This window comes from Pseudomonas sp. G1002 (assembly GCF_013385455.1).
GTDB lineage: Bacteria > Pseudomonadota > Gammaproteobacteria > Pseudomonadales > Pseudomonadaceae > Aquipseudomonas.
Genome location: NZ_JACAPY010000048.1, coordinates 120109 through 132794, shown reverse-complemented (window position 1 = coordinate 132794; position 12686 = coordinate 120109). Strand labels below are relative to the sequence as shown.

Genomic DNA, 12686 nt, shown 5'->3' with positions numbered 1-12686 from the left:
AGAACGAAGACCGAAACCGGGCCTACCGCGAGCGGGCAGTGTTCAAGAACGCCACCGGGCACACCCGTAACGGGCTGCTGGGCCTGGCCTTCCACAAAGACCCGACGCTGACTGTCCCGAAGAAGCTGGAATACCTGCAGGACAACGCCAACGGCTCCGGAGTGAGCATTTACCAGCACTCCCAAGGCACGCTTGAAAAGGTGCTGGAGGCTGGCCGACACGGCCTGTACGTCGACTACCACCAAGACGATGGTATCGGCGGGCATTCGGTGATCTTGTCCTACTGCGCTGAAGACATCATCAACTGGCGTACAGGCATGGTGAACGGTCATAGCGTGCTGACGCTGGTGGTCCTGCGCGAGTCTCCGGAGATTCCTGACGGTTTCGGCTACAAGACAGCTGAGCAGTACCGGGAACTGGCGCTTGAGGATGACGGCTTTGTTTGCCGCGTCTGGCGGCGGTCTGGGCCGAAAGGTGGCGGGCCACTGGCAGTCATTGACGAGTTCAAGCCCGAAGGCGTAACCGGTCGCCTCAAGGAGATACCGTTCACCTTCGTCGGGGCGCAGAACAACGATTCAAGCATCGACGAGTCGCCGCTATACGACATCGCCATGATCAACCTGGGCCATTACCGTAACAGTGCCGATTACGAAGACAGCGTTTTCTGGTGTGGGCAGGCTCAGCCGTGGATTTCTGGATTGGACGAGCAGTGGGTAAAGCTGCTGGAGACAAAAGGGGTCTATGTCGGGTCACGCGCACCAATGCTCCTCCCAGCGGGCGGCGCCTTCGGTTACGCACAGCCGGCGCCGAACACCTTGGTCAAAGAGGCCATGGCCGACAAGAACCAGATGATGATCGAACTGGGTGCCCGGATGGTGGTGGCTTCACTGGCCGCCAAGACCGCTACGGAGTCCCGCGGCGATCAATCGGCATCTACCTCTGTGCTGGCTGGCTGCGTGGCAAACGTCAGCGAGGCATACACCCGGGCAATCATGTGGTGCTGCGCCTATATGGGCATCGCTGACAAGAAGGTCGCCTACCAAGTGAATCAGGAGTTCGTCGAGCTGACGGCTGATCCGCAGATGATCACGGCTTTGGTTGGCTTGTGGCAGCAACGCGGCTTTGCCAAAGCAGACCTTCGGGCCTACCTGCGCAAGCTGGGGTTGATCGCGCCAGAGCGTACTGATCTGCAAATCGACGGTGAACTAGAAGAGCAGGGCGACGGCCTGGGCCTGGATGACGAGGACAAACCAAATGGCGGTAAATCCGGCAGTACTTGATGCCACGATCCGGCACGCGGTCTTCCTCGAAAAGCTTAAGGCAGGGGAGGTCGGCAAATTTGCTCCTTTCCTTAAGGAGATTGACCGTTCGATCCGTGACCGGCTCACGCAGTCGGACCTGACCGAGTGCAACGTCAAGCGCCTGGAAGCGCTGCTGAAGGAGGTAGACAGTCTGTTGCTGGGCATCTTCGACCGCTACAGCGCGCAACTGAACCTGGACTTAGTGGATATCGCCAACTACGAGGCTGAGTTCGAAGCGACCACCATCGCCAGGTCGGCGCCGGTTGGTGTGTCGCTGGACGTGGTCGCGCCGACGGCTGCTGCAATTCGGACCGCAGTGCTGACAAACCCACTCAGCGTGCGTGGTACCGGCGGCGGGAAGCTGCTGAAGGCGTTCATCAAGGGGTGGACCGGCGCCGAGCGCGAGCGCGTCACCGGCACCATCCGGAAGGGCTTCTTCGAAGGGCAGACGAACTTTCAGATCATTCGCAACATTCGCGGTACCAAGGCGGCAGGGTACAAAGACGGCATCCTGGCCACCACCAACCGTAATGCCAGCACGGTCGTTCACACCGCGATTCAGCACGTGTCGTCCCAGGCGCGCATGGAGGTCGCGAAGGCCAACACGGATATCGTGCAAGAGATCCAGATGGTGGCCACGCTGGATAGCAAGACCAGCCAGTTGTGCCGCTCGATGGACAAACGCAAGTTTCCGGTAGATTCCGGCCCAAGGCCGCCATTCCACCCGAACTGCCGAACCACGTTCATCCTGCTGACCAAGCTCAGCGCGATGTTCGCCAAGGGCGCTACGCGGGCCTCGGTGGGCGCAGACGGCGGCCAGCAGGTGAGTGCCGATCTCGATTATTACCACTGGCTCCAGCAGCAGCCTGCTTCGTTCCAAGACGTCGCCATCGGTCCTGTCCGGGCCAAGCTGTTCAGGGAGGGCGGGTTGACCGTCGAGCGCTTCGCCGAGCTGCAGCTTGATCGCAACTTCTCGCCGCTGACGCTGGTGCAGATGAAAGGGCTTGAACCGCTGGCATTCGAGCGTGCAAACATCAACTGAGCCGTCGTTTAGATCTCAAGGTTGTCGATTGCTTACTACTACGAATGGATTCCCAGCAGGATCTTTGCCCTGAAGTACGATCCGTTTTTGCTCCTGCGAAACGATTTTTAACTCGTCTGAGCTACCAGGCAAATAGTGTTCATTCAAATCAGGTAAAGAGATACCGGTTAGTTTTTCCAGTAAGGGAATCGGAAGGTCAATATCGCCGCTCTTGTATCTTCCGGGCTCTGTGCGTAATCCAGTCAATGTGAAGGTAAGAAATTCCTTGCTAGCCGTCCAAGTGCCGACGCCGCGCGCTAGCACGACTGAAGTAAAAGGCCCGCCAGCGGTATTGCCGGAGAATTCAAATGTCCCATTCAAGTTGTATTTACCGTTTCGAAAGTATTCGGTGACACCATTGAAGGTAAACGTCCCTCCTGGAACTGGATATTGATATTTGCTCTCCCAGCGCCCCAGGAATGCTGGATTCAGCTCGGGACCTGAGGGGTAAATGACTCCGTAAACTGTTGCAATACCCGCGAGGAGAGTGATCAGACCCATTGCTCTGACGTAACCCTTACGAGTGTATTGTTTAATCGTTTCTAGGTTCATTTTGTGAGAACTACTCCATTAGTTGTTTGGACAGATTGACATCATTCTACCCAGTTCAGTACACGCAGCGACACCAAACCATCTTTCTCCCAAGCCTCGCATTCGCGGGGTTTTTTTTGCCTGCAAAGCGGGCGGTTCATACCCAAGGGGTGCATCAACATGGCAGAAGAAAACGAAATCGACCTGGAAAACCCGGCAATCAAGGCCGCTATCGCGACTGCCGTTGAAGCATCTGTGTCTGGTCTCAAAACCAAGAACTCGGAACTGCTGGGCAAGCTGAAGGAAACCTCCGGCAAGCTGACCCAGTTCGAAACACAGTTTGAAGGCATCGACATTGAAGCCGTCAAAGGACTGCTCAACCGCGCCGGGCAGGACGAAGAAACTAAGCTGCTGACCGAGGGCAAGGTGGACGAAGTCTTCAACCGCCGGACCGAGCGCCTGCGTGGCGACTACGACAAGCAGTTGAAGACCATCAGCGAGCGAGCTGAGAAGGCCGAATCCTTCGCGGCCAAGTTCCAGGGCAAAGTCCTGGGCGATTCGGTACGCGGCGCAGCGCTGAAGGCCGGTGCTCTGCCGGAAGCAACCGACGACATCATCCTGCGCGCTAAAGGCGTGTTTACCCTTAACGAAGATGGCGATGCAGTCGCCGTTGATGAATCCGGCCAGGTCATCCTCGGCAAAGACGGCAAAACCCCTCTGACTCCTCTCGAATGGGCGGAATCTCTGCGCGAAAGCGCACCTCATCTGTGGCCAAGGGCTTCAGGGACATTTGCCCCGGGCGGGGGTGGCGGCAAGGCTGCATTCAAGCGCTCCGAAATGACCTCCGAGCAGAAGCGCGACTTTCAGCGCAAGCACGGCCAAACCGCATACCTCGCATTGCCCAAGTAAGGGGATTGACTCATGGCTACAACCGTTAACAGCGACCTGATCATCTACAACGATGAGGCGCAAACCGCATACCTGGAACGTGTTCAGGACAACCTGGATGTGTTTAACGCATCGTCCAACGGCGCAATGGTGCTGGACAACGAGCTGATCGAAGGCGACTTCCGCAAACGCGCGCTCTACAAGCTGAACGGCTCTCTGGAACACCGCGATGTTAACTCTGACGGCAAGGTAACTGCCAAGAAGATCAGCGCCGGCGAAGCTGTTGGCGTCAAAGCGCCTTGGAAGTACGGCCCGTACCAGACCACCGAAGAGGCGTTCAAGCGCCGCGGTCGTCCGGTCGAGGAGTTCTCCCAGATCGTCGGCGCCGACGTTGCTGACGCGACCCTGGAAGGCTTCATCCAGTACGCAACCGCTGGCCTGCGTGCCGCCATTGGCTCCAACGCTGACATGGTGGTTTCGGCCAACATCGAAACCGATGGCAAGAAGACGCTGACTCGCGGTATGCGCAAGTTCGGCGACAAGTTCGGCCGTATTGCTCTGTGGGTCATGCACTCCAGCGCCTACTTCGACATCGTCGACGAAGCCATCACCAACAAGATCTACGAAGAAGCTGGTGTCGTGATCTACGGCGGCCTACCAGGCACCCTGGGCAAGCCGGTACTGGTGACCGATACCGCGCCGGCGGACGTGATCTTCGGCCTGCTGCCAAACGCCGTGACTATCACCGAGTCGCAGGCCCCGGGCTTCCGTTCCTACGAAGTCAACGACGAAGAGAACTTGAGCATCGGCTACCGCGCTGAAGGCACCGTGAATATCGACGTGCTGGGTTACAGCTGGAAAGCCACCACTGGTGGTTCCAACCCGACCTTGGCTGCCGTCGGCTCCGCTGCCAACTGGGTCAAGCACGCGGGCAGCAACAAGGTCACTGCCGGCGTGATGATCACGCTGACCGCAACGCCTCCGGTCACTGGCGGTTAAGGCTCAAACTCAACGCGCGGTCAGCAATGGCCGCCTTGGAGAAACACATGGAACTGACTTACAGCAACCAGCTGAGCGGCTTCGACCCGGAGAAGCGTTACCGCAATCCGGAACACTTCGATAAGCCCGAAGCGGGTGTGACCAGCGTGCTGGTGATTGGCGATTGGCCGAGCGTGGTCAATGCGTACGAAGCAGCCGGCATCGATGTGTCGGTGAAGGAAGCCAAGCGGGCGCAGATTGTTGGTGCGGGCAACCAAGCCGAACTGGAAAAGGTGATCACGGCTTTGCGTGCTGAGCATGGATCGATCCTGATCCTTGTTGACGGCCTGGAAGCTGGCGAAATCCATCGTCCAGAGTCCGGCGACCTGGCGTTGCGCTTGTTTGACTTGCTGGGCACCGCCCATGCTTCGGTTGATGAGTTGACCACTGAACGTGACGGCCTGGCCTTAACTGTCGACGCACTGCGTGGCGAGGTTGAAGCGCTGAAGAAGTCTGCCCTCACGCCGCCGGCTGACGAGGCCAGTGATATCGCGGCTCTGAAAGCAAAGCTCGATGAAGCCAAGGTCCAGTATCGGGCCAACGCCTCGAAAGAATCCCTGGAAAAGCTCGTCGCTGAGCTGACCAAGGAGTAATACTGCTGGCTGTCGGTGATCCGGCGGCCAATCTTCAAACCATTCCAGCGAGTTGACGCATGACACTCATCATCGAGGACGGCACCGGCAAGCCTGACGCCGAAAGCTACGCGAGCGCCGAGGACCTGGCCATGTATGCCGTGAGGTTCGGCACGGTCATCCCCGCAGGTGTTCCTGAGCAGGAAGCGTTGCTGCGCCGGGCCGCCTTGGCGATGGATGGCATGGTCTGGAAGGGGCGCAAGACCAGTAGCGAGCAGGGACTGTCCTGGCCGCGCCGGGAGGTACTGCTGGATCACGAGATCAAGCCGAACAACTACCTGCCAGCGCGTATTCAGTACGGTCAAATGGCCCTGGCCGCCGAGATCCACCAAGACGATATCGACCCGGTGGAGAAGCGCAAAGGCGCCGTGCTGCTGGATCGTGTTGAAGGTGCGGTGACGCGGCAGTATGCGGCTATCCCGTCCACCAGCAACCGACTGTTGCCGGCGGCGCCGGATCGGCCGAGCGCTACGCAGTTTGCCGACTACCTACAAAAACGGGGGTTGTTTGCGGTAAGAGCGTGATGGTAGCGTTGTTGTTCGACAAGAAACAGGAGGCGTAGGAATGACCCCCAGTGCTGATGAAAAGCGTGAATTTTGGACTCGGGCATATCTTGCCGCTCTCTCCGGAATGGCGGGAAACGTTAATGATCCGGAAGCGGCAAAACGAGCGGTTACGATAGCTGATGAAGCGTTAAAAACCTTTATTCAAAAAATGCTCAGTTTCTAAGCGAAAGCCCAGCCATCGAGTTGGGCTTTTCACATCTGGAGCCACCATGGCCTTCTACGACGAAATGGCCGTGATGGCTCTGGAGATGATCACAGAGTTCGGCCAGCCCGTGACCATCAGCAAGACTCAGCCGGGCGAGTACGACCCGGAGACGGGCGGGGAAGCGCCTGGCGCAACCATCGAGCAGATCGCCCAAGGCATCCTGCTCGACTTCTCCGGCTTGGAATTCCAGAACAACAGCCTCATCAGGCAGGGCGACAAGAAACTCAAGATTGCTGCCCAGGGTTTGGCCTGGGTGCCGGGCTTGCTGGATAAGGTGGTTGCCCAAGGCCGTGCCTGGTCAATTGTTCCTCCGCTGAAGGAGGTCAACCCAGCCGGGACGCCAATCCTGTATGAGCTGCAGGTGCGGTCATGACGAACAAGTACGCGAGGATGAACGGTAGCTTCGCCGAGAACATCCGTGACTTCGCCGAGCGCGCCCAGGCCGGTATCGACGCGACCATCCGCGAGATTGTTATCGAGATCGGCAGCAGCGTCATCCGCATGTCGCCCGTGGGCAATCCAGAGATATGGGCGGCGAACGTTGCGCACCGCCAGGCGAACACCCGGGCCGCCGATGACTATGACTTCAAGGTCGCGGTCCGCAATACGATCATCAATCTCAACGAATCGAACTTCACCAAAGCAGGCAAGCTGCGGCGCGGTTTGAAGTACGCCAAGCCCCTCACCAAGACCGAGCGCGACCAGAACTTCAACGTGAACGGTTTGGTGGCAGGCAAGGGCTACGTCGGCGGGCGGTTTCGCGGGAACTGGCAGTTTTCGATTGATACGCCGGCCGAGGGAGTGCTTGATCAGATCGATGTCAGCGGTAACGTCAGCATCGCCGTGCTCAAGGCACAGGTTCAAACCCTGACCGCGGGGCAGACGGCCTACATCGTGAATAACCTGCCCTACGGAATCCCGCTTGAGTATGGGCATAGCAAGCAAGCGCCTCACGGGATGATTCGGGTCACGTTGTCTCAGTTCCAGAAAACTGTCGATGACGCCATCAGGAATAACCAAGTATGAGTCACGCCATCATCGCATCGATCTATGAGGCCAAGTTACTTGCCTGGAGCAGGGCGCGTGCGGAGCCCATCAAGGTCGTGTTCGAAAACACTCAGTATGACCCGGCGGACGGCGAGACCTATCTGCGGGCCTTCATGCTCCCAGGCGATACAGCCAGCAGCACGCTCGCCGGCGACCATCGAGCATTCATCGGCGTTTACCAGATCAGCATTGTGGCCCCGGCCGGTACCGGCAAGACCAAGACGAACCCACTTGTGGCTGAGTTGACCACGCTATTCCCGCTTTATGCGCGAGACACAAAGGCAGGCCTCACCGTCGTTACGATGTCGCCAGTTGATCCTGGCCCAGGCATCACAGACCCGCCGACTTACACGGTGCCGGTGTCGTTCGAATACCGAGCCGACACCGCCTGATCCTAGACGGTAGAATCCATTCATGAATTGGTTTGGGAATACCTGCGATGGACGAAATCAGGAAGCAGCGACTTCAATATCTAAGTGAGTGGGTAGAGGATCACTGCTATAGGAATCGCGAAGAAATCGCTTTGAGCGAGCGGTGCCTATGCGTCGGATGCGGTCTCTGGCTCGTGCCAACTGACATTCTTAAGTGGTACGAGGATAAGCATGCCTGCTGCCCAAGCTGTGGCCTTACCGGTGTGGTCGTAGGCTCGAAATCCGGTATCCCTTTGGACGAGGTCCGAAGCAATATGGAAGTCAATTAGCAACAAACACATTTAGCCCGTTGGGCAAACCCCGAAACCCGCCTCCGTGCGGGTTTTGTCATTTCTGAAAAGAGGAAACACCCATGGCCGGCATCCAAATGCCCAACGGCGCCACCCTTGAGATCGCAGCTGCTTACGGCCCGGCGATCCCATTTACCGCTTTGACGAATGCCAATCCAGCTGTTGCAACCGCTGCGGCGCACGGTCTGGCTGAGGGCGACGTCATCGCTGTCAATTCTGGCTGGACTCGCCTCGATGGTCGCGGCGTTCGAGTCGGTGAGATTGCCAGCGGCACTTTTGCGCTGGAAAACGTCAACACCACCAGTGTTCAGCAATACCCTGCCGGCTCCGGCATCGGCTCTGTCCGCGAAGTGACTGGCTTCACCGAGATCTCGCAGATTACTGAGATGAATTCCAGTGGTGGTGATCAGCAGTTCCTGACTTTCGGCTTCCTGGCTGACGATGACGATCGCCAAATGCCGACCACAAAGAACCCAATCACGCTGACCTTCACCGTCGCCGACGATCCGTCCAAGCCATATGTGGCCGTATGTGAGGCGGCGGACGATGATAAGCAGGCTCGTTTGCTCCGACTCAACCTTCCTGGCGGCAGCAGCATCATCTACAACGGCTACGTGTCGATCACCTCGACGCCGACCATGTCCCGTAACAACCTGATGACCCGTGTGATCAGTCTGGCGCTGACTGGTCGCCCAGCCCGTTACGCGGCTGCGGTGTAACCCATGGCCAAGTTCAAATTGATCCAGAAGCCGACCTTCAAGGCGCCGGTGATGATCCAGCGGGCCGGGTACAACGCCGAAAAGGTGGAGTTCGAGTTCAAGTACCTGGACCGTACCGCGCTTGCTGAGCTGTACACCGGCTGGAACGAGCGGCACGGCGAATTGAGCAAGCAGCTCGGCGACATGGACCTCAAAGCTTTCACCGCCGCCCAGATTGCCCTGCAGGCCGACCAACTGCTGGACGTGGTCGTCGGCTGGGATATTGAAGAAAAGTTCACGCCCGAAAACGTGCGCATCCTCGTGAATTCGATCAACTCGGCGCCGAAGGCAGTGCTGAACGCGTACGCCGAAGCCTTTAGCGAGGCCCGCTTGGGAAACTCCTAAGCGCCTCGCGCGCGCTGTATGAGCCAGGGCCATCAGACGCTGATCTGATGGCCTTTGGCTTATCGCGTCAGGACATACCCGACAAGGAAGTCGGTATCTGGCCCGACAATTGGGATGTTTTCAGAGTCTTCGAGGCCATGAGCACCCAGTGGCGTACAGGCGCGTACGGCGCTACCGGCATGGACTACGGCGTTCTCTCCGGGGTCATTCGGATGTGTGGCGTACCGATCAGCCAGCGACAAACCATTTTCAGCGACTTCCGGCGGATGGAGGCTGAAGCCCTGCAGGTGATGGCGGAACAGAGAGAAAACAAATGAGCACCAATTTCGCTTCCCTGGGTATTGCTGTCGAGTCGTCGCAGGCCGCAAAGGCTGCTGATGATCTTGATAAGCTGGTCGATTCGGCTGAAGACGCCCAAAAGGCCATTGATGACCTCGGCAAAACAGGCGAAGGGCTGGCCAACACCGGCAAAAAGGTTTCCCAGGCAGAAGCGGACGTAGCGCAAAGCATCGATAAATCGACAGCAGCCAGGGACCGGCAAGCCGGTGCGAGTCGTAAAGCAACTGACAGCGCAGTAGCGGAAATCTCCGTCATCAGTCAGCTCGACAAGGCGATGACAGGCAACATCTCGAGCATGGAGTCGCTGGTTCAGGCTGAGGGCTTGCTAGAGCGTGCCCGCAAGGGAGGCTTGGTCACCATTGAGGAGCAGGCGAAGTACCAAGATCAACTGGGAAGGGCCTACGACAAGATTGAAAAGGCGGAAGCCAAAGAGCTGGCGCAGAAGCAAAAGCTGATCGAGGCAGAGAATCGTCAGATTGAGGCACTGAAGCGCACCGTCAACGGTATTGATCCAGTGACCGCCAAGCTGGCGAAGTTGGAGGCTCAGGAGAAGGCGCTCAATGATCTGCACAAGTCTGGTCAGATCGACGCCGAGCGTTACAACGAAGCCCTGGCAAAGATCGGCAAGGACCGAGAGGGACTGACTGAGGCCGCGGGCGCATTCGACAAGCTGAAGCTCGGCACACGCCAAGCTCAGGAAAACGTAATGCAGCTCGCCAATGCCATTCAGGCGGGTGACCTGGGCAGTGGTGCGCGCGCGATAGCTCAGCTGGGCGCTGGCGCCGGTGAATCGGCGAAAAGCCTCGCAGGGATGCTGATCCCAGCCGGCCTTTTGGTCGCTGTAATTGGGTCGCTGGGCTACGCCTACTTCGATGCGATGAAGCAGGCACGCGAGTTCAATGCCGCGATCAATGGCGGTACGAATGGGGCTGGGCAGACCATCGCCAGCCTGAAGGACATGGCCGACGGCGCCGGGCGCATCACCGGCAACCTGTCCGGGGCGCGCGAGGCTGTCGTTTCGCTTGCATCCGGAGCAGCTACCAGCGGTACGCAGATGCGTAATCTGGCTGAAGCTGCAGCGGCCGTGAGTGAAGTAACAGGGCAGGGCGCCGGCGAACTTGCCAAGTCCTTTGCCACTGCCGGCGAGACGGCCACCGAAGCGGCAGGCAAGATCAGCAGTCAGTACGGGCTGCTGACACTTGAGCAGTACCAAGTGATCAAAGGGCTGGATGATCAAGGTGAAAGTCAGCGCGCTTTGGATGTTCTCAGCGAAGATTTGAATCAGGCCGCCTTAACGCGACTGAAGACCTACCGCGAGTCGCTCTCTGACGTTGAGCGCGACTGGGACAACATCAAGAACGCCATCAAGGGCGCGTACGCGGAAGTCCGGTCGGAGATCTTTCCCGACCTGGCCAAGCAGATCGAGATCACCCAGCGCGTGCTGGACACGCGCAGGGGCGGCGGCGTCGCTGGCGCAATTTCCAATGGGCTGAGCTCGTTGAATACGGCGCTTGGCCTTGGCACTGGCGAGCACGACGACTCCACGGCCGCGCTTGAGGCAAAACTTGCTGGACTTAAAGCCAGGCAGGCGGCCAGTTCCAACCTGGCGATTACCACCGGTGAAAACACCGACGCGAACCAGAAGGCCATTGAGGCTCAGCGGGCGCTGGATGCGCAGCTCGATAACGTCAATCCTTTGGCCAATCGTCAGGCGGGCCTGAAAAAGCTCAACGATCAGTTTCGTGCGCTATATGAGAATGCCGAGAAAACCGGACAGAAATCGCCGCTACTTGATGGTGTCAGCTTCGATGGTAACAAGTTCGCCGGCGGCGCCTATGACACGCTGCTGAAGGGGCTCCAGGACAAGAATAAAGACCCGAAAGCAGCCGGCACTCAGGTCGACCTCACCAGCTTCAACAGCGCCAAGAACAACCTTGCAGCGATCGTTGATGAGTACAAAAATAGCCAGAAGCGACTGGACGCCGCGGAGAAGGCCGGACTCATTTCTCAGGCCGATTACGCGCTGAAGCGTGAAGCCCTGATCGGCAACCAGCGCGACGATGTGACCGCAGCCTATGAGGCCGAGATTGCCGCGCTGGAGGCTGTCAAAGGCAAGAAGGCGACAACGGCCGCGCAAAGCATCCAGCTGGACCAGAAGATCGCTGACGCGCGCGCAGGGATGGTCAAGGCGCAGAAAGAGGCCGACAGCCAGCTTGAGGTTTTGGCCACCAACGAGACCGGGCGCCTGGCCAAGCAGGAACGGTCGATCACCACCTACGTGCAGGCCCTGGCTCAGCAACAGCGAGCCCTGGAACTTGCCGGCCAACGCGCAGTACTCGGCGTTGGCCAGGGGGACCGCCAGAACGCACTCAACGGCGAACTGAACAGCCAGCAAGACCGGTTTGCTCAGCAGTCGCTGGAGTTGGCCAACCAGAAATCCGACCCGTCGCGCAATATGTCGGAGGAGGAGTTCAAGCGAAAATCGCAGGCGCTCTCGGATGCGAACAAAGCTGCAACTGACCAGATCCGGCAGAACTACGCGGATGTGGAGAACGCCCAGGGCGACTGGACAAAGGGCGCGACGTCTGCCTGGGCCAACTACCTGGATTCGGCGAAGAACATTGCCGGGCAGACCAAAACCCTGTTCGGCAATGCCTTCAGTTCCATGGAGGATGCGGTGGTTAATTTCGCGCTGACTGGGAAGCTGTCGTTTGCTGACTTTGCCAAATCTATCCTTGCGGACATGGTGCGGATTGCCACTCGACAAGCGAGCTCACAGCTACTCAGCAGCTTGTTTGGCGCAGGTCTGAGCTATTTCGGCGGCAGCGGCTCTGGCGGGGCAAGTCAGGCCGGGTACACGGGTACCGACCTTTCAAACTTCACCCCGGGCAGCATTCAGGCCAAGGGTGGCGCCTGGTCGGGCGGTGTGCAGATGTTCGCCGACGGCGGTGCTTTCACCAACACAATCGTCAGCAAACCAACTGCGTTCGGCATGGCCGGGGGCAAGACGGGGGTCATGGGTGAAGCGGGCGAAGAGGCAATTATGCCGCTCACCCGCACAGCCAACGGCAAGCTGGGTGTTTCTGCGGTTGGAGGCGGCGGTGGCGGGGTAAACCTCAGCCTCAACATGCCGATCATCCTGACTGACCAGGAGGCCGGCCGCCCGGACGGCGCCGAGTTCGACGCCGAAATGTTCCAGCGCAACATGGAATCGCGCACCCGGCAAATCGCAAC

General features: G+C 58.7%; 15 protein-coding genes. 14 read left to right on the top strand and 1 reads right to left on the bottom strand.

The annotated features are described in order from the left end of the window. The coding region (locus HX801_RS28025; RefSeq protein WP_177023132.1) for a DUF4055 domain-containing protein at positions 1-1280 on the top strand (1280 nt) is incomplete at its 5' end. Beyond that, complete coding sequence (locus HX801_RS28020) at positions 1255-2343, top strand: minor capsid protein (protein WP_177023131.1); 1089 nt, start codon at positions 1255-1257, stop codon at positions 2341-2343. The genes HX801_RS28025 and HX801_RS28020, both read left to right, overlap by 26 nt. Before the next feature lie 15 nt (positions 2344-2358). On the opposite strand, the gene HX801_RS28015 is transcribed toward HX801_RS28020, so the two are convergent. Continuing rightward, a complete protein-coding gene (locus tag HX801_RS28015; protein ID WP_177023130.1) occupies positions 2359-2934 on the bottom strand; it encodes a hypothetical protein in 576 nt (191 codons plus the stop codon). 159 nt (positions 2935-3093) lie between these two features. On the opposite strand from HX801_RS28015, the gene HX801_RS28010 reads away from it, so the two are divergent. The 12 genes from HX801_RS28010 to HX801_RS27955 all read left to right on the top strand — a co-directional run. After that, complete coding sequence (locus HX801_RS28010; protein ID WP_145163877.1) at positions 3094-3822, top strand: hypothetical protein; 729 nt, start codon at positions 3094-3096, stop codon at positions 3820-3822. Positions 3823-3834: 12 nt separating this feature from the next. Then, on the top strand, positions 3835-4800 hold the full coding sequence (locus HX801_RS28005; RefSeq protein ID WP_042572010.1) for a major capsid protein: 966 nt from the start codon (positions 3835-3837) through the stop codon (positions 4798-4800). A 47-nt stretch (positions 4801-4847) separates the two neighbouring features. After that, positions 4848-5432: a hypothetical protein gene (locus HX801_RS28000; protein WP_177023129.1), complete on the top strand. Its 585-nt coding sequence runs from the start codon at positions 4848-4850 to the stop codon at positions 5430-5432. 59 nt (positions 5433-5491) lie between these two features. Then, entirely contained in the window at positions 5492-5995 is a 504-nt protein-coding gene (locus HX801_RS27995; RefSeq protein ID WP_177023128.1) for a DnaT-like ssDNA-binding protein, read from the top strand. 40 nt (positions 5996-6035) lie between these two features. Beyond that, positions 6036-6200 (top strand): hypothetical protein, encoded by a 165-nt coding sequence (locus HX801_RS27990; protein WP_177023127.1) that lies wholly within the window; start codon positions 6036-6038, stop codon positions 6198-6200. Between the two features lie 46 nt (positions 6201-6246). Further along, entirely contained in the window at positions 6247-6615 is a 369-nt protein-coding gene (locus tag HX801_RS27985) for a hypothetical protein (RefSeq protein WP_177023126.1), read from the top strand. Continuing rightward, positions 6612-7268 carry a hypothetical protein gene (locus tag HX801_RS27980; RefSeq protein ID WP_177023125.1) on the top strand — a complete coding sequence of 219 codons (657 nt, stop codon included), beginning with the start codon at positions 6612-6614 and terminating at the stop codon, positions 7266-7268. Before HX801_RS27985 ends, HX801_RS27980 begins: the two co-directional genes overlap by 4 nt. Beyond that, positions 7265-7681, top strand: a complete 417-nt coding sequence (locus tag HX801_RS27975; RefSeq protein WP_177023124.1) for a phage tail terminator-like protein — start codon at positions 7265-7267, stop codon at positions 7679-7681. The genes HX801_RS27980 and HX801_RS27975 overlap by 4 nt, the downstream gene beginning before the upstream one ends. A gap of 391 nt (positions 7682-8072) precedes the next feature. Then, the gene (locus HX801_RS27970) at positions 8073-8729 is read left to right on the top strand and encodes a phage tail protein (RefSeq protein WP_177023123.1); all 657 of its coding nucleotides are present in this window, start codon (positions 8073-8075) and stop codon (positions 8727-8729) included. 3 nt (positions 8730-8732) lie between these two features. After that, positions 8733-9113 (top strand): phage tail assembly chaperone, encoded by a 381-nt coding sequence (locus HX801_RS27965; protein WP_177023122.1) that lies wholly within the window; start codon positions 8733-8735, stop codon positions 9111-9113. Between the two features lie 47 nt (positions 9114-9160). Next, positions 9161-9430 carry a DUF1799 domain-containing protein gene (locus HX801_RS27960; RefSeq protein WP_177023121.1) on the top strand — a complete coding sequence of 90 codons (270 nt, stop codon included), beginning with the start codon at positions 9161-9163 and terminating at the stop codon, positions 9428-9430. Further along, on the top strand, positions 9427-12686 hold a 3260-nt coding region (locus HX801_RS27955; RefSeq protein WP_177023120.1), incomplete at its 3' end, for a phage tail tape measure protein. The genes HX801_RS27960 and HX801_RS27955, both read left to right, overlap by 4 nt.